We start from the raw sequence: 25,026 nt of genomic DNA on the forward strand, positions 1-25,026 counted from the left end.
TCTCTTTTTATTATAACCATTTATGATCACGGTACCACTGAAGTGTTAACTTCAGTCCTGCATCTAAATCATAGTTAGGCCTATATTGAATATTTTCTTTTGACAAACTGATATCACATGCCCAACTTGGAGCTGTCAATTCATTTAATCTTTCTGGATATAATACGGGTATTGAATTCGAATTTTTATAGGCCAACTCCATCACCCGTGCTACACCCTTAACTAGCGTAAATGGAAGGTGAAATCTGAATAGAGATTTAGCACTATATTTCTTAAATATTGTAGCCATTTCATAACGGTCATAAACGAATCCGTCAGTAATGTTATACACTTTTTTACCTCCTGCATCGAAGAAGCAAGCATTTAGGATCGCATGAGCCAAATCTTTTACATAAACAAAAGTCAATTTCTGCGGTGTTTTTCCGATATAAGCATCGAAACCCGCATTTAAAGTTTTGAATAATATAAAAAGGTCCTTCTCTTTCGGCCCATATACCGCAGTTGGACGAATAATGGAAAGTTTACTATCAGCATGCTTATCAAGCATACGCTCCGCCAACACTTTACTCCTACCATAAGCCGTAACAGGGCGATACTCATTTTGCTCAGTAATCGGATCGGCATCATAGGCCACGGGACCTATAGCTGCCAGACTACTAATAAAAACAAAACGTTCAAGAGGTATTTTGGACTCAAAAACCGCATCAGCCAGATGTTGGGAATAACCAACATTCACATCAACTAAATCCTTTTCATTCTTTGCTCTTGTCATCGCTGCAGCATGAACAACATAGGTGTATTGCTCTTGCTCCAGAAGACCCTTTATTGCATCCTTATCTTTAAAATCAGGATAGACAAATTGATCGACAAAAGACTTTATTTCACTAACGTCACTGGTTTTTCTCACCGCAGCATGCACCTCCAGTCCAGCTTCACGAGCAGCTTGAACAAGGTGATAACCGACAAAACCACTTGCGCCAGTGATTAAGATTTTTTTTCTCATAGCGCTTGCTCATACAAACGATAGCGTTTGTATAATTCTCCATTGATTTGCTCGATTGCATGATTCATCATATAATTAGTATCAAGCATCCAAGAACATTCAGCTCCTTTGACAGTAAAACCATCACCAGAGTTTTTTATTATCCTACCATAAAGGCAAGCTTCAATTCCCAATTTACGATATTCATCTAATACGCCTAACATTAATACACGTATCAAATTCACTTTTTTCAATCCAAATAATAGTTTAAAAATCCCTGTTGGCAATAATCTGCCGCGCTTGATTTTAATTAAAATTTGATTGATATCTGGAATTCCCAAAGCAAACCCAATGACCTTGCCATCCTTTTCTGCCAATAAAGCATACCTTGGATCAACAATCATTTTCATCTCCTTAGCAGCGTAATTAAATTCATCTTCCGTAAATGGGACAAAACCTAGATTTTTATCCCAAGCCTTGTTATAGATTTCTCTAATCTTCTCTGTTTCATTTTTAAAATCCTTCAAATTCATTTGTCGGATTTTAATTCCTGAACGGTTTAATCGCTCTTCCAATTTCTCCAACAGAAGCACAGAACGCTTGCTTGCTTTATTTTCCATCACAAGATATGCACGTAAATCAATTTTCTTTTGAAAACCTGCATTGGTTACTAAATCTGGATAATAAGCAAAATTGTAAGGCATCATCGCTACAGGTGGACTATCAAATCCTTCGATCAATAAACCACAAGTATCATTGGTTGTTAAATTAATTGGGCCAATAATATTATTGCCTCCCTTAGCTTTTACCCAATCCTTAGCTACCTTAAATAAAGCATTTGCAACCTCTTGATCATTAATCGAGTCGAAAAATCCCCACTGCCCTTCTTGAACTTCATTAAAAGCATTATGGTTTACATTCCAAATCGCCGCAATACGCCCAACGAGTTGCTGGTCTTTGTATGCTAAAAATAATTGAGTAGAAGAATGATTGTAGAAAGGATGCTTACCTGGAGTAAGCAAATCGTACTGAGCAAGATATAACTCGGGTACATAATAAGGATTTTCCGCATATAAACTATGCGGAAAATCTATAAATAACCGTTTCTGTTGCTTAGTTTCAACGGGGATAACCTGTATCATAATAGACACTTAGATTAAAGATTCAACATCTGCTAATTTGAAGACTTTTACCATCTTCTCGATAGCCTCATCAATTTGATCAAAGCTATGCGTCGCCATAAGAGAGAAACGAATCAATGATTCTTCTGCAGGAACAGCTGGTGAAACAACAGGGTTCACAAATACCCCATCATCTTGAAGCATTTTGGTAACCCAAAACGTCTTCTCGTTATTTCTAATAAAAATAGGTAGAATAGGGCTTTCTGTTGCTCCTAAATCAAAACCACTTTCTAATAATAATTTTTTAGCGTAATTTGTATTTGCCCACAGTTTCTCAATATGTTGAGGTTCTGCTTGTATAATTTCCAAAGCTTTTAAAGTAGAAGCTACAGAAGCTGGGGTCATACTTGCACTAAACATCACCGAACGAGCGGAGTGCTTCAAGTACTCAATTACATCGGCATCTCCAGAAACAAATCCACCTAAAGAGGCAAATGATTTACTGAAAGTACCCATGATTAGATCAGCACTATCCGTCAATCCAAAATGGGATGCAGTACCTGCGCCATTTACTCCGATAACACCTAAACTGTGTGCATCATCCACCATGACAGTTGCGTCAAACTCATCTGCAATTTTAATCAAATCTGGTAAGTTGACAATATCCCCTTCCATACTGAAGATTCCGTCCGTTGCAATTAATTTGCCGCTTTCCTCTGGTAATCTCGCAATTTTAGCACGCAAATCATTCATGTCATTGTGTGCATACTTGATTACTTTAGAAAAAGACAATCTACTTCCATCAATGATAGATGCATGATCGCGCTCATCCAACAAAATGTAATCATTACGACCTGTAAGACATGATAATGGTCCTAAGTTTGATTGAAAACCTGTACTGAATAAAATAGTAGACTCTTTCCCCACATAAGCCGACAACTTCTCTTCAAGCTCCACATGAATATCCAAAGTACCATTTAAAAAACGAGATCCAGCACAACCGGTTCCATATTTTGCTAATGCATCTTGAGAAGCCTTGATAATACGTTCATCCGTCGTTAATCCTAAGTAAGAATTAGAACCAAACATCAAAACACGTTTGCCATCAATTTGTACCTCGGTATCCTGTCTCGACTGAATCGGTCTAAAATAAGCATATAAGCCTTTAGCCTTTAGCTCACTAACGATTTTAAATTGCGATATTCTCTCGCCTAATTTTCCTTTACTCATGCGATTAAAAGGTGTTTCTTAAATTTTATAATTGTTCTTGATTGCAATGAACGCCAAAATACCAGCCTCATTATCAACACTTTCAATTCCTACTTCCAAATAGATTAACACAAAATGACTTCATAATACTGTACGAAATACAGTATTACATCAAAAACGATGCAAACATACGAAAACAAAAGCTGACTTTCACTTAAAGTAAGTCATATTTTTCACATATAAATATCGTAAAAATAATTTTAATTTAACACTTAAATTAAATTCCAAAATTTCACAATGCTGAAAAAACATCATTATAATATTTATATTTGCTTTTCCTCGTATTACATGCAACAAACTTAATTGGTTTTTGTATTAAAATGGAATAGGAATAAATATATTAAGAAATTATGGCAATATCATCAGATATCAATATAAAAAATAAAAGAGCCTCATACGAATACAACCTGCTTGACAGATATGTTGCAGGGATTCGATTATTAGGAACTGAGATTAAATCAATTAGAGAAGGGAAAGCGACTATTAATGACAGCTTTTGCAACTTTTTTCATGATGGTCTTTACTTGCGAAATATGCACATTGCAGAATATTCACATGGTTCTTTTTACAATCACGAAGCAAAACGTGAGCGTCAGTTGTTGCTAACAAAAAAAGAATTGAAAAAATTACGTTTAAAGGGGGAGGAGAAAGGTTTCACGATTGTACCGTTACGTATTTTCATCAGTCCCAGAGGATTTGCAAAAGTAGAAATCGCGCTAGCTCAGGGTAAAAAAGACTTTGATAAACGCGACACGATCAAAGAAAGGGAAGGAAAAAGAGAGTTGGATAGAATTATGAAAAAATAAGTTCATCCGCCAACATGTATGCCCCTGGTGTCACTCCTACCCTGCTTTTAAAGAGACGAACGAAATAGTTGACATCATTAAAACCAAGACTAAAGCACGTTTCTTTCACACTTTTCGTTTTTCGTAACAAGCCTTTTGCTTGTTGAATACGGGTACGAATGATATATTCTATGGGTGTTATTCCCAATTCGTTCTTAAAAAGGCGAAATAAACTAGAACGACTCATATTTGCCTGCTTTTCCAATACTTCAACAGAAATGGATTCGGAAAGGTGGGCATGTATATAGTTTCGGATATGCGCCAAAACAGTATTATTCTTCATCTTACCAAGTTCCAAAGACAACATAGTTTGCGCCTGCAACAAACGAATGATCAATTCATTGAAGGTCAAATCAACTAAAGCATCTTTCAAGGGGTTGCTACTGGTAATGGTTTGAAAAAGTTTATTGATCAATTCTGCTAACTCCGGTGTGTTGTACAGGTGAAATAAATTTGAATCTAATTTTCCTTCTGCCAGTACGAGCGTCCTCGGGTATTTTTCATTTAAACGGTTGATTACTTGGTCGATTTTAGTTTTACTTATCGTCAAAGCAGTGCATTGGGTAGGATCACTTAGACTCGCGTCGGGAAAATCAATATGCATCTTACTATAAGCGGGTAAAACCATGGTTTGTCCAGGCAAATAATCAAAAGAATCCACCTGATGCAGATGCATGACCTTTTTACCATGTATCATATTGATGATGACCAAGTCATCAAATTGCAGCGGTACCATTTCCGAAGACTGATAGGTCTCAAAAACATTCAATTCCAGATTTTCTAGCGTAAATGCTCTCCTATTTTCTACCAATGTAGAAAGTTCATGACGTGCAGAAAAAGGCAACGAATGTACAAGCCTGTTATTTATCATATTCCTATCTTTTAATATAATCGGTTGGTACTCAAAGATAATATTTTTAAAAGATAGATGGAAATATAATGCTATCCTTTGGAACCATAATGCTACAAATAAAGAAAGCTATTCATTAAATTTGAGTTGAACAGTTTGTAAAACATATAAAACTAATTATTATGGCAACAATTCAAAGACCATCGTTTAAAGAACGTTATGGAAATTACATCGGCGGAAAGTTTGTTCCCCCTACATTAGGTAAATATTTTGATAACATCTCTCCTTTAGATGGAAAAGTATTCACACAAGTTGCGCATTCTACAAAAGAAGATTTAGACTTAGCCGTTGATACAGCAGCTAAGGCATTTGAAACTTGGGGAAAAACTTCCACAACAGAAAGAAGCATCATTTTAAATAAAATAGCAGACCGCATCGAGGAGAACTTGGAGTACATTGCTGCAGTTGAAACTGTTGACAATGGAAAAGCTGTCCGTGAAACCCTAAATGCCGACATCCCGTTAGCCATTGACCATTTCCGTTATTTTGCTAGTGTTATCCGTGCAGACGAAGGTTCTTTGAGCGAGCTAGATCAAAATACAGTTTCGCTCATTGTACATGAACCACTTGGTGTAATCGCACAGATTATTCCTTGGAACTTCCCAATCTTAATGGCCGTTTGGAAATTAGCTCCAGCATTAGCTGCGGGTAACTGCGTCGTATTAAAACCTGCGGAAAGCACCCCTACGTCTATTCTAGTATTGATGGAATTGATTGGTGATTTACTTCCTGCTGGTGTTATTAATATCGTCAATGGATTTGGTGGCGAATTGGGTCGTGCCTTGGTTACAAACCCTAAAGTTTCTAAAGCAGCATTTACAGGTTCTACAGCAACCGGCCGTATGGTCATGCAGTATGCAACAGAAAACATCATTCCTGTAACTTTGGAACTGGGTGGTAAATCTCCGAATGTTTTCTTCAGCTCTGTCATGGACCATGATGATGCGTACTTGGATAAAGCCATCGAAGGTGCCGTTTTATTTGCCCTTAATCAAGGTGAAATCTGTACTTGTCCGTCCCGCTTACTGATTCAAGAGGATATCTATGATCGTTTTATAGAGAAGGTTATTGACCGTGTCAATAAAATTAAAGTGGGTGACCCATTAGATACCGAGACCATGATGGGTGCACAGGCTTCTAAAATCCAAAAGGATAAAATCATGTCCTATATCAAATTAGGGAAAGAAGAAGGTGCTGAGCTCTTAACCGGTGGTGATGAAAACAACTTGGGGAATGGTTTAGAAGAAGGCTACTACATCAAGCCAACTTTATTCAAAGGGCATAACAAAATGCGTATTTTCCAAGAAGAGATATTCGGTCCTGTTTTAGCGGTGACTACGTTCAAGGATGAAAAAGAGGCTTTAGAAATTGCTAACGATACCATCTACGGTTTAGGAGCAGGAGTATGGACACGTGATGCGCATCAATTATATCAAATTCCGCGTGCTATTCAAGCTGGACGTGTATGGGTGAACCAATATCATTCATACCCTGCTGGAGCTCCTTTTGGAGGCTACAAACAGTCTGGTATCGGTCGTGAGAATCACAAAATGATGTTAGATCATTACCGTCAAACAAAAAACATGTTGATTTCATACAGTAAAGAAAAATTAGGATTTTTCTAAGCTTGAAAAACATAAAATAAGAAAATGGGGTTATCACGGTAATCCCATTTTTTAATGAGGTTAAAATGGTAAGAAAAGGTGAATGACCCAAGTGAACACACAGATTAAAAAACAATAGGCTATGACAAATCGATTAGCGGTAACAGAAAAGGCATCGGCACTGATACAGGAATTGGAGAAGAAATACGGGGACCTGATGTTTTATCAAGCTGGAGGGTGCTGTGAGGGTACACAACCCCAGTGCTTTGAAAAGGGAGGGTTCTACCCCAGAATGAATGATGCGATGATTGGGCTAGCAGGAGGTTATGAATTTTGGATAGACCGCGATTTATTTGAATACTGGCAGTTTTCACATTTCACCCTTGATGTGCTCGACGGATTTGGTCCTGGAGGATTTTCTCTAGAGTCGTCTCTGGGGAAAACATTTAAAGTGCACTACAGGCTCTTTACTGAGGAGGAATTAAAAGACCTAACCCCTATAAAACGAATGGAATAACCTGTCAACGTTATTCCATTCCTACATTTACGATAAGCTTGTCTTCGTTATCCCTCGATATCCAATCCCTCTAACACAGGTATCGGTTTTTTATTGTCATCCAATGCGACAAAAGAAAAAACACCCTTCACGGCCAATTCTCTTCCATCTTTGTACATATCTTCCAAAAATATTTCAACTTTTACTTTTAAACTCGTTCTTCCCACGTGTATGACTTCAGCAATGGCTTCAATCATACTACCGGCAGGAATTGCTTTTTCAAAATCAATCTTATCCGAAGAAACTGTCACCAGTGCTTTTCTACAGAAACGTGTCGCACACATAAAAGTTACTTCATCCATAATTGCCATGGCCTTTCCACCAAATAGCGTTGCGTGATGATTTGTTGTAAACGGGAAAACAGTTATAAAATGATGTGTTCTCGACTGTTCAATTCTTTCTTGTAATGTCATTTTTATTTAGTTTCTTCCTTGTTCTACGTCTACTCCAATACCTTTTAGTAACATTGAAGCATTAAATATTTTGCATTCTCCTATTTTCAATTTATAGTCAAAAAGCATCTCTCCATCAATAACTTGAATATCAAAGTGATAATTTTTCACTAATTTCGGATACTCATCTGCTAATGTTGAAAGTTGTAAATCGTGCGTTGCCACCATCCCTCTTCCCTTTTCTGAGATCAGTTTCTTGATAATAGCACGTGAACCCAAGTATTTATCGACCGAGTTTGTTCCCCTCAGCATCTCATCGATTAAGAAAAAGCTATCGGGGCGCTGTGCCACTGTTTCTAAGATAAACTTCATGCGGTCCAGCTCTGCTTTAAAAGTGGACGTGCTTTCGTTCAGATTATCTTTGATACGCATATAAGAAATCAGATGAAAAATTGGAATTTCAAATGAGCTTGCTGGTACTACAGCACCTGCATAAGCCAATACAGCATTGATCCCAAGCGTCCGTAGGAATGTGCTTTTACCAGCCATATTGGAGCCCGTTACTAAAGCGATTTCATGATCTTCATTGGTATACGTATTGGCGATTGCCTTAGCAGTAGGAATGAGCGGATGAAGCAAATCAACAGCTTGAAGTGGAGTATCTAATGCTTCTAAAATAACGGGAGTAGCCCAATCCGGATGGTTACGCTCCCAGGTTCCCAAACTAACCAATGCTTCTACTTCAGCCAACGTATCGAACGATTCTAATATATCAGCTTGATACTTGGCCTTCCAATCCACAATAGCCAACACCTGCTTAAAATCCCACAGGAATATCAAGTTTAAAATAGTACCGACCATCATATTATTACGCGCATCCAGATTATTGATCAGTTTGCCGAGTTTTTTAAATGCCTGCGAAACAGAATCTGATGAGCCTACGATTTTCAACCGCTCTTGCAGTTCTTTATTACGCGTCGCAGTCCATGTTCTATTTTCGACCAGCTCCATACTAGCTGCATAAGAATCCAACAGATTTCCAACTTTATCAATTCTGCTGGAAAAAAAAGAAATTTTACCCCCGTTGACCATAGGCCACAGGATATGTACTAATCCAACTATTACCGGTAAAAATGCTATAGCGGGAATAAAGACGGCTAAAATCACCGTACTTAAAAAGAAAAATGGTGCTATTTTAACATATAGGCGCATAAAAGAATTGCCAAATGCAAAATCGTCGGATTGAAAGTACGTAGCTAAAAAAGATTTAACATCCAGTTTTTGATTCAAATTGGATAAGAGCTTTGCTTGAAAATCTTGGCACCAGTTCATATCTTTCGCCATTTCACTTGCTGCTTCCTGTCGCATCAAAATTTCACTACGCTTGGCATCTTGTAGCAACCAGCTTCCTAAAACAGCAATACTTGATTTTGTTGTTGACCGGTTTAACAGTTCGAACAAAGAGTGCGCTCCTACGATATCCAAATCGGCACTATAAGGATGCTTATTATCTTCCAAGTGAGCACCATTATCATAGATGTTAATCCCCTTGTTTTCTATTTCTATCTCATTCACATTGACAGCAAGCAATGCCTTCTGATAGTCGCTCCGCTTTTCCAACTTACTTTGTCTATTCACCAAGAAGGCAAAGAGAAAGATAAGCGCAAACAATAAAATCAAAACCAGCAGCAGATTTTCCAACTGAAAAGAATAGAATAAAGCAGCACCTCCTAAAAGGATGACCGCTAAACGATAAAAGCTATTCTTATTGATCGCTAACTCTAGTTGTTTTACTTCTTGTTCAATCTTAGCCTTATTGCTAAGGTATAATTCCTGGATTTCATTTTTCATGATATGAATTGGTCTTTTGAAGGTAATGAAGTGATCATGAGCTCATGCGACTTCATTGTGGTTTGCAAACTTGTCAAGCTCAAGATAGCTTTCATGTACTTATAAACTAAAAAAGCTTGGCTTCTACCAAGCTTGGTCCCCTACTAAGGGAACAAATCTAAATGTATCGAGTTCGATTCGATCAAAATCGTTTTCACCAGCGCGAATGATGGTTACCATTTTTTGTTCCTTTTCATCTCCAACGGGAATGACGAATATCCCTCCTATTTTCAATTGTTTCAGCATGATTTCTGGAACAAAGGGAGCCCCAGCAGTAACGATAATTTTATCATATGGTGCATGCTGCTCAATTCCCCTAGAACCATCGCCACAGAAAAAATGAGGTTTGTAACCCATATAGGGCAACACCTGTATCGTTCTATTGTATAGGTTTTCTTGCCGTTCTATTGTGTAGACATCAGCGCCGAGCTCCATCAGAACACAGGTTTGATATCCCGACCCCGTCCCTATCTCTAAAACCTTATCTCCTTTTTTGACATGTAGCAATTCCGATTGGTAGGCAACTGTATATGGCTGTGAAATCGTTTGGCCATCACCTATCGGAAAAGCAATATCTTTATACGATTGATTCCAAAATGTCTCATCAAAGAAAAAATGGCGAGGCACTTTTCCAATCGCATTCAGTACATTTTGGTCACTGATACCCCTTGTCTTCAATAGTTGCACCAATTGCTTACGAGCACCTTTTTCCCTATAATTATCTACAAATTTATACGCCATTATGACTCAAAAATACTATTGTTATTTTACAATTACCACTACAAGAACTTTTTCATAACTAATCTATTAACCTGCAAGCCCTTTCATTTGAAAAGGATAATTTTTGGCTATTTTTGTTTACCATGAACTAAGCTAATAAGGGTCTACATCAATCACAACACGTGCTCCAGCATTTGCTTTATCGGCAATAAAATCGTTCTTTACCAGCTTGATCAAATCTTTTACTTTCACAATACTGATATTATTTCTTTCAATCTTTAACGTAATGGTCTGAATAAAGTAGTTTCGTACTCTTCCTACCAGTGGCGTTTCGGGTCCTAAAACACGTGAACCGAGCTGCTGTCGCAATCCTGATGCAAATTTCTTAGCGCCATCATAACATTTTTGGATATCCATATGCTTGATATCAATTCGGATGACGCGATAAAATGGTGGATAGGCAAAATTCTTACGTTCTTTAACTTCCGTATCAAACATCCCTTGGTAATCATGTGCGACCACCTGCTCCAAAACGCGATGTTTTGGTGTATAGGTCTGAATGATTACCTGCCCACCTGCTTCTCTACGTCCGGCACGTCCGGCCACCTGTAAGAAAAGTGAAAAAGCCCTTTCATATGCTCTGAAGTCAGGAAAATTAATCATCGTATCGGCATTGATAATCCCGATTAAACTAACGCGTCCAAAATCCAATCCTTTTGCCACCATCTGCGTTCCGATCAGGATATCAAACTCATGTTCATCAAATGCACCTATGATTTTATCAAAACCATTCTTACCCTTGGTGGAGTCTAGATCCAAACGTGCAATACGTGCATTAGGCATCAACAACTCCAATTCTTCCTCTACCCGCTCTGTTCCAAAGCCCTTGCTTTCGATATGTGGCATCCCACAAGCAGGACATATTTTAATCGGAGGTTCCACATGGCCACAATAATGACAATGCATCATATTTGAACTTTTATGATACGTCATACTGACATCACAATTGATACATTTAGCTACGAAACCACAGGTATTACATTGAATAATGGTGGTATGACCACGTCGGTTTTGAAACAGTATCACTTGCTCCTTGCGTTCCAAAGCAGCTTCTATTGCCTTCAATAAAGTTCCGGAGAAATAAGAAAACATATTTTCCTTTCTTCCTTCCATTGGAATATCGACAATATGGATATCGGGTAGTTGCGCATTACCAAAACGCTCTAAAAGTTGTACAAATCCATATTTATTTGATTTTGCATTATAAAAACTCTCAATAGAGGGTGTTGCAGAGCCCAATAGAACTTTAGTCTGATGGATATATCCTAAATAGATTGCTGTATCGCGAGCGTGATAACGTGGTGCGGGATCATACTGTTTATAGGAGCTCTCATGTTCCTCATCAACAATAATAATTCCCAGGTCTTGAAATGGTAAAAATATAGAAGAACGTGCTCCAACAATAATCTGGAATTCATTTTTCATCACTTTATGCCATACCTCAGCACGTTCATTATCATTAAACTTAGAATGATAAACGCCCAACTTATCGCCAAAATGCAATTTCAACCGAGCGGTTATCTGTGCCGTCAAGGCAATTTCGGGTAATAGGTATAATGCAGACTTACCCGCTGCTATTGCTTGCTCGATAAGTCTAATATAGAGTTGTGTTTTTCCGGACGCTGTGACTCCGTGCAACAAGGTAACATCTTTGCTTTCGAAACAATGTTGAATCTCTTCATAGACACGCTGCTGATTGGTATTAAACTCAAAATTAGCATCCAATTCTACATCTTCCCCCTGAAAACGACTGACCACTTTCTCCTTTACTAGGAATACACCTTTATCGATTAATGCCGTAACAGCCCCTGAGCCACATCCCGAAGCTTCCATGATCATCTGTCGGGTTATCTCTTCGCCCTTTTTCAACAGTTGCATAAAAGCCAATACGGCATCTTGCTGTTTTGGAGCTCGATTTAATGCATCCAGCAACGTGCGTTTGCCCTCTTCCTCGCGAAATTCTGGAGCAAAGGAGAAAAAAACCTTCGTTTTTGGTTTATACCTTTCTGTTATCTCTTCGGAAATCAACACAATACCCTTATCAAACATCGTTTTCAATATCGGAAATACCGATTTTTGACTTAATAGCTTAACGATATCATTGACTTTCAATTCTCCAGCTACCTCAAGCGCTTCGATAATTAAGTATTCTTTATCCGTCAAAGATGAGCGATCGAAATCGTCGGGAATTGCCGATACGATTTTAGTTTCGCTGGCGAGTTTCAGTGCCGACGGCAGTGCTGCCTGCATAACCTCTCCCAAGGAGCACATATAATAATCAGAGATCCAATCCCACAGCAATAATTGCGCACCATCAACGATAGGTTTCTCATCAATGATATCTAATATATATTTCGCTTCGTAGTGTTTTGGTGCTTCTTTGCTTATTTGCTTGACGATGGCAGAATAGATCTTATTCTTACCAAATTGCACCATAACACGAACACCGACCTGAATCTTATCGTTCCATTCGACAGGAATACGATAAGTATAGGTATTGGCTAAAGCTAAAGGCAAAATAACATCGACAAAAACAGTCGCTCGGTCTGTGAAAAATAAATTTTGAGGCTCTGGCATGTTCATTTCAAGTATCATGTAAAATTACTAAAAATAAGCCCTCGAAAAAACGTTAATTTCTTCGAGGGCTTATTTTCACCGTATAAATAGGGTTATGCTATGATTTATTCTTAAGAGCTGCAACAAATAAGGCTACCCATCCCACAATAAAGGCTACGCCACCCAATGGTGTAATCGGCCCTAATATAGCGGGGTTGCCAAAACCAGTTATTTCCCTTACGCTTAACAAGTATAATGATCCTGAGAAGAAAAGCAATCCAATAATAAAAGCAATGAATGATACCCGAATAGATGCTGTTTTAGCCCGTGAAAAAGTGGATAAAAACAACAAAGAAAGGGTATGATAAAAGTGATACTGGTTGGCTGTTTTCCATGTTTCTATATGTTGCTCACTAATTTTTCCTTCCAAACCGTGTGCTCCAAAAGCGCCTAAAATAACTGCTAGTGTACCAAAAAATGCGGCCACTAGGATAATTTTCTTATTCATTATTTAAAATTATGTCTCTATTTTATTAATGCTGGCTAAATGTATCAAATCTTCCTCACAAAAGCAGAATAATTATTAAATTTATTGTTACAAATGGAGTTCTAACGTTAGATAAGTAGAGTTCTGAATATTTTTTTAGTAGGTTTGTTATTAGATATGAGAAATACGATTATAGTTACTGTTTTACTTTTTATAGCCGTAGTTGCGGCTACGGTCTATTACTTCTCAGACAGCAGCAGCAAACAAGAAAACGCAACAAAAACGCTCCAATATTTACCGGCAGATACTTATTTCATTACAGCCTTCAAGAATAATCAAACGACGGATACCATCTTTCGTAATTTCGAATTATTCGAAGCCATTCAGGGAAAACAGGTTTTTGAAAACCTCAAAACATTAAAACAAGATTTTCTGGGTTCCGAATCGCTAAAGGGAAAGGTGCAAGATACCGAAGTCATTCTTTCCTTTCATCCCAGTAAAACCGGTATCGCGACTTTATTCAGCATCGCATTACAGGAAAAGTTGAACAACACAACCTTAGAAACGATATTTCATGGTATAGATTCAAAGTACAAACAAAACCATGTCGACACCTTGGGTCACCGTATCTATCGTTTCGATAAGGGTATAAAAGACTCCGTGCTGTACTGTACACTTTATGAAAACGTGTTATTTGCAGGTTATGAACCTGCTCTTCTCTATCAAGTATTGGATAAAGCTGTTCCAAAATTAGATGCAAAACAGATTGCGTTTTTCATCAACCATAACAGTAAGAATACACCCCTGAGTCTTTATTTCAATAACAGTCAAATTTCGCCTCTTGCAAAACAAATGATGCGCAGTAAATTTGGTATCTACCTGCAACAAATAGACTCCTTACATGGAAGTACAGCTTGGAATCTAAACTTCAAAAGTGATGCTCTCATCTTTAAAGGGGAAACAAAGCTTGATTTAAATCATCGTACTTATCTTCATCTTTTCGCCAACCAATCGGCTCAGGTACAAACTTTAGCCAATTTTTTACCAAAAAACACGGCATCTTACCTCAACTATAGCCTTTCCGATATCGGTAGTTTTCATCATGCTCTAAATGATTTATTTGTCTACCGCAAGGAAGCTGACAAAATAAAGAGTCAACAACAGTTAATCGAAAAAGAAAGTAAAGTTGTGTTTCAAACAGATATACTTCCGCTGTGGAACGATGAGTTTGCGATAGCTGCATTAGATAACGATGTCCTATTGGGCCTGGTGAGCTTAGCGGACAGTAGCAAATTTATGGAAACAGCTAAAAAGATAAGTTCCAACCAAGGTGATTCTATCTATCAGTTTAATTATTCCAATATCCTATATGCTAGTTTTGGAGATCCATTCAAATCTTTTCAACGTCCATACTTTACCCGAATAGGCAATGTACTGGTCATCGCTAATCAAACAGGGATACTGAGAAAATATCGTCAAACCTATTTTGAAAACCAGCTGATGTCAGGCACTGCCATCTTCAAGAACCACAACGCCATTCATAGCAACCGTGCCAATGTGACATTTTATATCGAACCAAGCACGGCTAAAAATAGCATCATCACTAATTTAAAATCAGAATATGCACAAGATTTTAAAGATCAGGATGACTTTGGTTACCAAAATTACTACTCTGCATCACTTCAATTGAGTGGAAATGAGGGTGGATTTGTATCTGGTTTCTATGCCGTATATAAATCTAAAAACCGCTTAGGAGGCACTCCAGAATGGACCTTTCAGCTCAATTCAAGGTTGATCAACAACCCTTGGGTTTTTGATCAAAGCGAAAACAGTAAGTTTATATTGCTCCAAGAACAAGATCATACCGTCTATGCTTTAAGTCCATCTGGAAAAGAACTTTGGAAAACTTTATTTCAAGGTGAGATTTTGGGACAGCCAATTCAGTTGCAAGACCGTAGTATAATCTTAAATACACGTAGTCGTCTCTATCGATTTTCGCCTGATGGAAAATTGCTACCAGGTTTTTCAATTGGATTAGCTAATAATGCTACTGCAGGATTGACACTGACCAATTTTAATAATGAAAAAAGAATCTATATTCCTTGTTCAAACCAAATTGCTGTTTATGATTTGAATGGTAAAAAAATTGAGGAATGGAAAAACCCTACTTTAGATAGCAGGATACTTTTCGACTTAAAAGCTGCTACGATAGCAAACCAACATTTTATCGTCGCTGGGACGAGTCAGGGTTCGGTTTATTTTTTCAATGAAGGTGGAACTTTAATACATAAGCAAGAGCTCAATGTGAATGGGCAGACGCTGAAAAATCCGATAGGCATTATTACAACTTCGGATAAGAAAAACTCATATATAATCGTTCCTAAGGATAAAGGGGAGTTAATAAAGGTGCCCTTCGAAGGCGAGCCTATCAAACTTAAGGTTGGGGATTGGGGATCGAATTTCAGCTTCAATTTTGAAGATGTGAGTGGTTCTGCAGACAAGGATTATGTTGTGCTCAGTGAGAACAATCTTTCGGTCTACAATCAAAGGGATGCAACAAAATATTTTGAATACAAGTTTGTGGATGATGTGAATAATACCCCCACTTTCTTTAAGGTGACGAATAACAATGACTTAGTGGCTGTTTCTACCAATAATCGCATGATCTATATTTTTAATGAAGACGGACTTGTTCGCGATGGGTTCCCTATAGAGGGTATGTCCAAATTCTATTTTGGACCGATCGATTTTGGTAATAATTCGTCCTATTTAATTAGCTCTAAACGAGATCATAAACTTTATGTTTATAAGTTTTAACAAATTGTAATTCAAAAATTTAAAAACATAAATTAAACTTTTACAAACGTCTCAAATGTTTATAAAAAAATGCAGAAAATATATTTTTTTTATAGTAGGTTTGCAGACTTAATACGGATATGCTGACATCAGAACAACTAAAAACACGATTATCAGAACCTAAAAGAATTGTAATCACGACGCACTTCAAACCAGATGGCGATGCGCTTGGTTCTTCATTAGGTCTATTTTATTGGCTAAAAGCCCATAAACACGATGTAAGTCTTATCGTCCCATCCGATTTCCCTGCCTTTTTAGATTGGCTACCGGGTTTGGAACATGTACGCATCTATACGCGCAATGTGCAAGAGAATCAAAAATTAATTGCTGATGCTGAATTGATTTTCTGCCTTGATTTTAACGGTCTTGGCCGCATTCACGATATGGCTGAACCTATTGAAAAAGCAACAGGTATAAAATGTATGATCGACCATCATCTGGATCCTCAGGGATTTCATGACTATGCTTACTGGGATCCTAAAGCAGCTGCGACAGCACAACTGATCTTTAGATTTATTAAAGATGAGATGCATGACGAACAAAACATCTCTGCTGATATGGCGACCTGTTTATATACGGGTATCATGACCGATACGGGATCATTCCGCTTTCGATCGACGACCTCCGAGATTCACCGCATTATCGCGAGCTTAATTGATTGCGGCGCACAGAATTGGGCGATACACGAATCTATCTACAACAGCTCTTCCGAAGGACGTTTAAAATTCTTAGGCTACTGTCTGCTCAATCGTTTGGAAGTATTCCCGGAGTACAATACGGCGATGATTTATGTGACGCAAGAAGATCTAAAAAGCTTTGAAGTGATAACCGGAGATACAGAGGGCTTAGTGAATTATGCTTTGTCTATTAAAGGAATTCGTTTAGTTGCTTTAATTATTGACAGAACTGAACAAATTAAATTATCTTTGCGCTCGATTGGCGATGTTCCATGCAATGAAATCTGTAAGACATATTTCAATGGAGGAGGTCATCTCAATGCGTCGGGAGGAAATTCGTACGATGATATACAAACAACCATCGCTACATTTAAATCTGCTTTACCAAATTATAAAGAAATATTAACAAAATAAGATAGCAATTAAACTGAAATGAAGAAATCAATTCTATTATTCACAGCAGCAGGACTATTATTAACTGCATGCCAAAATTTTAAAAAGGCTGAGGGAGGCCTAGAATACAAAATCGCTAAGGATGCTGGTGCTGAAAAAGCGGTATCTGGAGATTTATTATCAGTAGATATAGTTGTAAAATCGGATAGAGATTCACTATTAAGCAGCACTTATGATAAAGGCACACCTGAAATCGTACAATTATACCCAGATAGCATCATCAAACAAAATCCTGGAGATCCAACAGGTCTATTCAAGTTGGTAGGTGAAGGTGATAGTTTAGTATTCAAAATCAATTTAGATTCGATGACTGCTAAAACACAACAACCAAAACCAGATTTTGCAGACAAATACATCATCTATACTGTTAAAGTACAAAAGCACTTCAAAAAAGGTAAATTAACAGATCAAGAAATTGGTGATCAAGTAACTAAATATTTTGAAGCTCAGGTTGCGAAATTAAAAGATGCTGAAGCTGGAAAAACTGCAGCATTCTTAAAAAGCAACAAATTAGAGCCGAAGAAAACAGCTTCTGGTTTACAATATGTGGTTACGAAAGAAGGAACGGGTAAAAATGCAGTTGTAGGTGATACGGTTGTTGTTAATTACATTGGTAAATTGACGAATGACAAAGTATTCGATACAAATCAAGCAGATTTAGCGAAAAAACATAAAGTTTTCAATCCACAAAGACCTTACGAAGCATTACGTTTACACTTAGGTGTTGATGGTGTTATCACAGGTTGGACTGAAGCATTCCAATTGTTTAACAAAGGTACTAAAGCAACGTTGGTTATTCCTTCAGCTTTAGCTTATGGTGAGCGTCCAGCAGGAACTATCCCTCCATATTCCCCTTTGGTATTTGAAGTAGAAGTTGTTGACATTATCCCTGGAAAAGCACCAGCTGCTGCACCAGAGCCAATCCCAGCAACAAAACTGACTCCAGCTACTCCAGCAAAAAAGTAACTAAAAAATAAAGCATAAATAAAAAGCGCTTACCGGATATCCGGTAAGCGCTTTTTATTTATGCTAGAATAATCGTCTAATCTTCGCTCGTGATGCAACACATCACAGCTGGACCATTACTTTAATAGCTTGATCAATTCAATATGCTCTTGCATAATGGCATGATCAAATGCCGTATTACCCCTATTATCTTTGAAGCTTTTGATTGCTCCATTTTCCAGTAAGAAAGCGCCTATATCCTTTTGTCCGAATGTAGCTGCATAGATCAATGCGGTAGCTCCATTACTATTTTTTGTGTTAATATCTGCTTGGTTTTCCACCAGTAGTTTAACCATCGGAAGATTACCTTTAAAAGTGGCTCCCATGAGCGCCGTATTGCCATGCTTATCTTGAAAATCGACAGCAGCTCCTTTACTCAGTAAATAAGGGGTTACGTGTTCGCTGTTATTATAAACTGCTAATATGAGTGCACTGAATCCTTTTTCATCTACAGCATCTAAATCTAAATTTGCATCTGCCTGAAATAAACTATCCATCATTGCTACATTGTCAGTTCTTGATGCCAAGAATATATCTTGAGCATTCAGCTGGCTCATGTAAATCAAACAGATCAAAAATAATATAACTTTCTTCATGTCGATAAATATAGGGTAAACTATTTTGCTAATAAAATTTGCATCTCTTTTCTATCCATTTTCACTACATCTGCTAGACGTTTTCCATAATTTTGGTCCGCTTGATAAAAGAATGCTATCATTTTAGCAACAATTACTCTATTTTTCACGGAGCTCAATGCGCCACCCAAGTTATCGATTAAATGATCTTGATCTACCTTACTGAAGGAGCGATAAAGTTCACCTGCTTGTTTGAAATTATTTTCTTTATCAATCTTACTCTGTACTGTGGTTGTTCCTGCTGGAAAAACGGTCTTCGAATATTTAAATTTAGCATGATCGACTACTGCTGGTTGATTGGTAGATGGTTGATAATTGACATCCCCTTTTTGCTCACGGATAGACATGTAGCCGTCTATATTGTAATTCGTAATTTTGTTTTTAGGAGCATTGACAGGAATCTGCTGAAAATTACCGGTCAAACGATAACGTTGTGTATCAGAATATGAAAATAAACGTCCTTGAAGTAATTTATCTTCCGATGGCTCGATACCATATACCAATGTTCCAGGAGAAAAGGCCGCTTGCTCCACTTGTTGAAAATAGTTGGATGGATTTTCATTCAGGGTCATCGTACCTACTTTAACTGATTTTGCGACTTGTTCAGGCCAAACTTTTGTGACATCAATTGGATTAAAGTCCAATGCTTCGAAATCTTCTTTTTTTAACATCTGTACATAGAGGTCCCATTTCGGGAAATTCCCCTTCTCGATTTCATGATATAGATCCAATGTAGCATGCTCTATACTTTGCGCTTGAATCAGGGCTGCTTCGGCTGCTGTTAAGTTCTTAGCTTCTTGCAAAGGCACCCACTTGTACTTCACATAGGTTACTTCTCCTTGTTCATTCACCCATTTATAGGCATGCACCCCATTACCCTCCATCTGACGGTAATTGGCTGGTGTTCCATAATCGGAAAATAACCAAGTCAACATATGGGTAGATTCTGGCAGATTGGAGAAAAAATCAAATACACGATTCGGATCTGAAGCACCATTGGTAATCGGCGATGGTTTAAATGCGTGCACCATATCTGGGAATTTAATAGCATCACGAATGAAGAAAACAGGTAAATTGTTTCCAACTAAATCATAGTTACCTTCTTCTGTATAAAATTTAACTGCAAATCCACGTGGATCACGATACGTTTCTGGCGAACCTTGTTGATGTGTTACGGTAGAAAAACGTACAAATAAAGGTGTTTTTTTTCCTGCTTGACCTAAGAAATTTGCTACTGTTACTGCTGAAAAATCTTGAGCAGCCACAAATTCTCCAAATGCACCGGCACCTCTAGCGTGTACAACCCTTTCTGGAATGCGTTCGCGATCAAAAGCTGCAAGCTTTTCAATCAAATGAATATCTTCCAATAATACTGGGCCATTGTTACCCACTGTTTTAGAGTTTTGGTTATCCCCTACTGCTGCGCCTGAGTTTGTCGTTAATTGTTGTGCAAATGCTCCTGTTGATAATAATACCAACCCTACTAGTAAATTTCTTTTAATCATCTTTATGAACTTGTTTATTTGACATCACAAATCTACCCTCGTGACGATCATAAATCAAATCTATATAATCTATCAGTTATCATAAATTATGATGATACAACACATCCCTCTGATTTACATGTGATAACACTTTAAAGTGATGCATTGCAATGCCCGAATGCTTATTATCTGTTTTTTAGTGTGATAAATTTTGTTAACAACAGGAGCGAGAATGCTGCTATTTAGTCAGTTTTAGCATGAAATGGCTCTAATTATAGGTTTCTTATGTATTTTTTGCTGCCAATGATTTTTTTTCATTTTTCGTGAAAAATAAAAAAAGTAGCTCCAAGTAGTCTATATTCGCAACAAATAGGTCGGATATGCAACTAATTTTTAAAGCATTGCACTAATCTGCATGAGCCTGATAATCGTTAAGTTTAATCGGATTAGGTCATATCATTCAAAACTTTTATTTTTACGCTAGCTATACTTTAACGCATGTTACTTACAGATACCCACACGCATATATATTACCATAACGAACAGGATACACTAGCTGCACAAATGGAGCGCTGTTTTGAGCACAATATTCATCGCCTATTTCTTCCAAATGTCAACAGTGAGTCTATTGCTGCCGTGATGAATACCGTTGCAGCTTATCCTCAAAATTGCTTTCCTATGTTAGGTTTGCACCCCTGCGATGTGAAGGAAAATTATGAAGCTGAATTAGCTAAAATTTATGCAGCCTTACAACAACATGAAGTGTATGCAATCGGAGAAATCGGTTTGGATCTTTATTGGGACAAATCGACTTTAGCGATTCAAATAGATGCGTTTCGCCAACAGGTGCAATGGGCTAAAGCACGCAACCTACCTATAGATATTCATTGTAGAGAGGCCTTTGATGAGCTATTTGTGTTATTGGAAGAACTGAAAGATGATAAATTATTTGGGGTCTTGCATTGTTTCACGGGTAATCTTGCTCAAGCGCAGCAAGCCATCGACCTCGGTTTTGCATTGGGAATCGGTGGTGTGGTCACGTACAAGAAATCTGGCCTTGACGAAGTCGTCAAACAGATTGACTTAAAACATATCGTATTGGAGACTGACGCTCCCTATTTAACTCCTGTACCGTTTAGGGGTAAACCGAATGAAAGTAGCTATTTACACTATATCGCACAGAAAATAGCGGATATCCACGAGGTATCAATGGAAAAAATAGCAGCAATAACAACTGAAAATTCAAAAAGAATATTTGGAATCTAAATCATATCATGCATAATATATTCATCATATACACAGGTGGCACGATCGGAATGGTCAAAGATGAAAATGGGACATTTGTTCCTTTTGACTTTGAGTTGATCATGAAGAACCTTCCTGATCTCAATCGATTAAATTACAAATTGACAGTCCACTCGTTTAGCCCCATTATTGATTCTTCCAATATGAAGCCCGAAATATGGGTGGAAATGGCACAGATTATCAAGGATAACTATGATGAATATGACGGATTTGTTATCTTACATGGCTCGGATACGATGTCATTTTCAGCTTCTGTACTGAGTTTCATGCTAGAAGGCTTACAAAAGCCTGTGATATTATCGGGCTCGCAGTTGCCAATTGGAGAAATCCGTACCGATGCTCGTGAGAATATGATGACAGCATTGGAAATAGCATCGACCAAACACTTTGGCCGATCGATGATTCAAGAAGTTTGTATTTTATTTGATAATAAATTATTTAGGGGCAATCGTTCTTTCAAATATCATTCAGCAAAATTCGAAGCTTTCCGATCACCTAATTACCCTGTCTTGGTAGAGGCGGGTATTCACCTACAGTATAATCAAGATGCTTTGCTCAACAATAGTGGCAAAGAGTTTATCTTACATACCAAACTGGATGACCGTGTTGCTGTCTTGAAACTATTCCCTGGCATTAACGCCAATACCATCAAGTCCGTATTGAATGCTGATGTTCGTTCGATTGTTATGGAAACTTTTGGATCAGGAAATACCACAACGGATCAATGGTTTTTAGACCTACTGAAAGAAGCTATCGACAGTGGCAAAAACATCTTGAATATTTCGCAATGTAAGGTTGGGTCAGTGGAATTGGGTCGGTACGAGACCAGTACGGGACTTAAAGCGATTGGAGTACTCAATGGTTACGATATGACATTTGAGGCCGCTGTCACTAAGCTCATGTACTTACAGGGGGAGTGTGAAGACCAAAAAGATGTTGCCTATTGGATAGAAAAGAATATTAGGGGTGAATTGACCGTAAACGATTAGGATAGGTTTGATAGGAGATATGAAATTTGAATGCTTATTCCAATCTCATATCTCCACCCTAAAATCAGCTACTTCATGTAAGCGAGAACTTCGGATACTACGAAATTACTTCCTCCGACAAAGATGAGATCCCCATCTTGATAGGCTTCTTTGGCGGCATCAAAAGCTTTTGTCACCGGACCATAGGCCGCCCCTTTCAATCCCAATTGATGAGCTGCTGCTGCCAACTCATCGGAAGGCATTGCTCTTGGCATATCCGGATTACTAAAATAATATCGTGCGTCTTTCGGTAATAAAGGTAGCATATGTCCCAGATCTTTATCCTTCATGGCTCCGATTACAAAATGTAATTGTTTGAATGAAGTTTGTGCTAGGTTTTTCAACACCTCTCTTATTCCATCTTCATTATGACCGGTATCGCAAATAATAAACGGATCTTGACCAAGTGTTTGCCAACGACCTTGTAGTCCTGTAAAGGATTGTACTTTGCTCAAACCGCTCTTAATCGCTTCGAGTGGTATCGCATACCCTAACGTACGTATTTTATCGAGTACGCTTAGCACGCCCAATATATTTTTTGCTTGATAAGTACCTTTTAGATCCAATGCATATTGTTCTGTATTTCCCTGCAAGTCGGATACAGTAATCAATAGATGATCTTGATTGACGGCTTGAATGACAGATTGCAATTTTTGAGAAGCAAACTCAAGCTGAGCATTTTCCTTTTTTGCCTTTTCAATGAATGTAGGAGCCGTCTCGACGTTATACTCCGAAACAATAACTGGCGTATCTTTTTTAATGATTCCCGCTTTCTCGAAAGCAATTTCTCCCAATGTATTTCCCAACATATTCATATGGTCAAAACCAATATTTGTAATTAAGGAAACGAGCGGCTGTATCACATTGGTAGAATCTAGGCGTCCTCCCAGACCAACTTCAATGATCGCTATATCTACTTGTTGTTTTGCAAAGAAATCAAAAGCCATTGCGACGGTCACTTCAAAGAAAGAAGGTTGAATCTGTTCGATCAATGCAAAATGGGTGTTGACAAAATCGACAACAAACTGCTGATCGACCATTTGTCCATCAACACGGATACGTTCTCGAAAATCCAATAAATGCGGTGAAGTGTACAGGGCAGTTTTATACCCCGCTTCGGAAAATACAGATGCCAACATATGGGATGAAGACCCTTTTCCGTTTGTTCCTGCAATATGAATGGATTTGAATTTATGTTGCGGATTGCCCAGCGCTTGAAGTAACGCCAGCGTATTATCTAAATCCTTCTTATATGCGGATGCCCCGTCACGGGTAAACATAGGTAATCGAGCATACAGATACTCGATTACCTCATTAAAATTATGCATTGACACTAAATTTTATCTTAACTTAAAATTGAATACAATTCTTCCTGTTTGAGAGTCAGGTGCATTTGGCAATTGATTCAAGCGAGCTCCACGGACAGCTCTTTCACATTTCTCCAGTAAACCTGGATCAGTGATGGTTGTACCTTTCACACCTGCACGTGCATAAATGATGACACCAGCTTGGTTCACACGAAACTCAACGGCAACTTTACCTGCTTGCTGTCCTTTATCATCGATTTGAGGTCTCTGTGTAAAACTTCTATTTTCGATAGAAAGCATCATGTTTCCGTCGCCAGAACCACCTTCGCCATAATTACTGGCTAAAGGATCTCCAAGTTTACTTCCTTGGTTTCCAGGTACTGTGCCGGTACCATCGCCTGAGCCCGTACCGTTATTCTTTTTACCTTTATAAAGTGCATTTGAATTTACAGCAGGTTTACTATCCTTCACTTCTTTGGTTGTTTCAGGAGCTACGGTCTTCACAGGTTTTGAAGCCTTTGTTACCACAGGAGCATCCTCCACATCTTGAGTCACAACAGCTTTGTCAGCGACCTGTTGCGAAGGTGTCGGGGTTGGTATTTCTTCAGGAACGACGCGGTCAGGTTTTACAATATTGGCATTGGGATCTACAGAAGGTTCTTCAACACTCATGTAATCTTCTCCCATACCTTCCTCTGCAGTACCGTAATTCACAATCATACCTCCCATACCGTATTCCTCAGGTGTTTTGGTACCAAAAATGATAAAGAAACTTATCAGTACCAAAATCCCCATTATAGCAGTAGCGATCCCTAATGCTTTGGGGAAGTTATTTTCCTCGTGTTGAAGATGGTAAGCCATGTATTATATCTCCTATTTCTTTA

At 38.1% G+C, this 25,026-nt stretch carries 21 protein-coding genes; 8 read left to right on the forward strand and 13 right to left on the reverse strand.

The window, feature by feature from the left end:
• Positions 1–10 precede the first annotated feature (10 nt).
• From KO02_RS18615 to spt, 3 genes are read right to left on the reverse strand one after another with little or no spacing between them, the layout of a single operon-like run.
• On the reverse strand, positions 11–1,003 hold the full coding sequence (locus tag KO02_RS18615) for an NAD-dependent epimerase/dehydratase family protein (protein WP_038700727.1): 993 nt from the start codon (positions 1,001–1,003) through the stop codon (positions 11–13).
• Complete coding sequence (locus tag KO02_RS18620) at positions 1,000–2,124, reverse strand: hypothetical protein (RefSeq protein ID WP_038700729.1); 1,125 nt, start codon at positions 2,122–2,124, stop codon at positions 1,000–1,002. Before KO02_RS18620 ends, KO02_RS18615 begins: the two co-directional genes overlap by 4 nt.
• 9 nt (positions 2,125–2,133) lie before the next feature.
• A complete protein-coding gene (spt, locus tag KO02_RS18625) occupies positions 2,134–3,333 on the reverse strand; it encodes a serine palmitoyltransferase (RefSeq protein WP_038700730.1) in 1,200 nt (399 codons plus the stop codon).
• A 389-nt stretch (positions 3,334–3,722) separates the two neighbouring features.
• On the opposite strand from spt, the gene smpB reads away from it, so the two are divergent.
• Positions 3,723–4,178 (forward strand): SsrA-binding protein SmpB, encoded by a 456-nt coding sequence (gene smpB / locus KO02_RS18630; RefSeq protein WP_038700732.1) that lies wholly within the window; start codon positions 3,723–3,725, stop codon positions 4,176–4,178.
• Here smpB and KO02_RS18635 read toward each other — a convergent pair.
• A complete protein-coding gene (locus KO02_RS18635; protein ID WP_038700733.1) occupies positions 4,165–5,088 on the reverse strand; it encodes a helix-turn-helix domain-containing protein in 924 nt (307 codons plus the stop codon). The two genes, smpB and KO02_RS18635, sit on opposite strands and share 14 nt — an antisense overlap.
• Before the next feature lie 161 nt (positions 5,089–5,249).
• Here KO02_RS18635 and KO02_RS18640 point away from each other — a divergent pair, with 161 nt between their 5' ends.
• Together KO02_RS18640 and KO02_RS18645 are read left to right on the forward strand one after the other, a co-directional pair.
• Positions 5,250–6,752: an aldehyde dehydrogenase family protein gene (locus tag KO02_RS18640; RefSeq protein WP_038700735.1), complete on the forward strand. Its 1,503-nt coding sequence runs from the start codon at positions 5,250–5,252 to the stop codon at positions 6,750–6,752.
• Between the two features lie 121 nt (positions 6,753–6,873).
• Positions 6,874–7,248, forward strand: coding sequence for a DUF779 domain-containing protein (locus KO02_RS18645; RefSeq protein WP_038700737.1), 375 nt, complete (start codon positions 6,874–6,876; stop codon positions 7,246–7,248).
• A 47-nt stretch (positions 7,249–7,295) separates the two neighbouring features.
• Here KO02_RS18645 and KO02_RS18650 read toward each other — a convergent pair whose 3' ends face one another.
• The 5 genes from KO02_RS18650 to KO02_RS18670 form a co-directional block, all read right to left on the reverse strand.
• Complete coding sequence (locus tag KO02_RS18650) at positions 7,296–7,700, reverse strand: acyl-CoA thioesterase (protein ID WP_038700739.1); 405 nt, start codon at positions 7,698–7,700, stop codon at positions 7,296–7,298.
• A gap of 6 nt (positions 7,701–7,706) precedes the next feature.
• Positions 7,707–9,530, reverse strand: coding sequence for a MutS-related protein (locus tag KO02_RS18655; protein WP_038700741.1), 1,824 nt, complete (start codon positions 9,528–9,530; stop codon positions 7,707–7,709).
• A gap of 123 nt (positions 9,531–9,653) precedes the next feature.
• Positions 9,654–10,310 (reverse strand): protein-L-isoaspartate(D-aspartate) O-methyltransferase, encoded by a 657-nt coding sequence (locus KO02_RS18660; RefSeq protein WP_038700743.1) that lies wholly within the window; start codon positions 10,308–10,310, stop codon positions 9,654–9,656.
• 132 nt (positions 10,311–10,442) lie between these two features.
• Complete coding sequence (gene priA, locus KO02_RS18665) at positions 10,443–12,926, reverse strand: primosomal protein N' (protein WP_038700745.1); 2,484 nt, start codon at positions 12,924–12,926, stop codon at positions 10,443–10,445.
• A gap of 97 nt (positions 12,927–13,023) precedes the next feature.
• Positions 13,024–13,413 (reverse strand): DUF423 domain-containing protein, encoded by a 390-nt coding sequence (locus tag KO02_RS18670; RefSeq protein ID WP_038700747.1) that lies wholly within the window; start codon positions 13,411–13,413, stop codon positions 13,024–13,026.
• A gap of 156 nt (positions 13,414–13,569) precedes the next feature.
• Here KO02_RS18670 and KO02_RS18675 point away from each other — a divergent pair, with 156 nt between their 5' ends.
• From KO02_RS18675 to KO02_RS18685, 3 genes are all read left to right on the forward strand, one after another.
• A complete protein-coding gene (locus KO02_RS18675; protein WP_038700749.1) occupies positions 13,570–16,209 on the forward strand; it encodes a WD40 repeat domain-containing protein in 2,640 nt (879 codons plus the stop codon).
• A 119-nt stretch (positions 16,210–16,328) separates the two neighbouring features.
• A complete protein-coding gene (locus KO02_RS18680; protein WP_038700751.1) occupies positions 16,329–17,339 on the forward strand; it encodes a DHH family phosphoesterase in 1,011 nt (336 codons plus the stop codon).
• Between the two features lie 18 nt (positions 17,340–17,357).
• Entirely contained in the window at positions 17,358–18,344 is a 987-nt protein-coding gene (locus KO02_RS18685; RefSeq protein ID WP_038700754.1) for an FKBP-type peptidyl-prolyl cis-trans isomerase, read from the forward strand.
• 116 nt (positions 18,345–18,460) lie between these two features.
• Here KO02_RS18685 and KO02_RS18690 read toward each other — a convergent pair whose 3' ends face one another.
• Positions 18,461–18,979 carry an ankyrin repeat domain-containing protein gene (locus tag KO02_RS18690; protein WP_038700756.1) on the reverse strand — a complete coding sequence of 173 codons (519 nt, stop codon included), beginning with the start codon at positions 18,977–18,979 and terminating at the stop codon, positions 18,461–18,463.
• A gap of 20 nt (positions 18,980–18,999) precedes the next feature.
• Positions 19,000–20,523, reverse strand: coding sequence for a catalase (locus KO02_RS18695; RefSeq protein WP_038700758.1), 1,524 nt, complete (start codon positions 20,521–20,523; stop codon positions 19,000–19,002).
• A gap of 477 nt (positions 20,524–21,000) precedes the next feature.
• Here KO02_RS18695 and KO02_RS18700 point away from each other — a divergent pair, with 477 nt between their 5' ends.
• Both KO02_RS18700 and KO02_RS18705 read left to right on the forward strand, forming a co-directional pair.
• The gene (locus KO02_RS18700) at positions 21,001–21,768 is read left to right on the forward strand and encodes a TatD family hydrolase (RefSeq protein ID WP_038700760.1); all 768 of its coding nucleotides are present in this window, start codon (positions 21,001–21,003) and stop codon (positions 21,766–21,768) included.
• Between the two features lie 8 nt (positions 21,769–21,776).
• On the forward strand, positions 21,777–22,796 hold the full coding sequence (locus KO02_RS18705; protein WP_038700762.1) for an asparaginase: 1,020 nt from the start codon (positions 21,777–21,779) through the stop codon (positions 22,794–22,796).
• 68 nt (positions 22,797–22,864) lie between these two features.
• Here KO02_RS18705 and KO02_RS18710 read toward each other — a convergent pair whose 3' ends face one another.
• Positions 22,865–24,163: a bifunctional folylpolyglutamate synthase/dihydrofolate synthase gene (locus tag KO02_RS18710; protein ID WP_038700764.1), complete on the reverse strand. Its 1,299-nt coding sequence runs from the start codon at positions 24,161–24,163 to the stop codon at positions 22,865–22,867.
• A gap of 12 nt (positions 24,164–24,175) precedes the next feature.
• The gene (locus KO02_RS18715) at positions 24,176–25,003 is read right to left on the reverse strand and encodes an energy transducer TonB (RefSeq protein WP_038700766.1); all 828 of its coding nucleotides are present in this window, start codon (positions 25,001–25,003) and stop codon (positions 24,176–24,178) included.
• Positions 25,004–25,026: the final 23 nt, after the last annotated feature.

This window comes from Sphingobacterium sp. ML3W, assembly GCF_000747525.1.
In the GTDB taxonomy this organism is placed as follows: domain Bacteria; phylum Bacteroidota; class Bacteroidia; order Sphingobacteriales; family Sphingobacteriaceae; genus Sphingobacterium.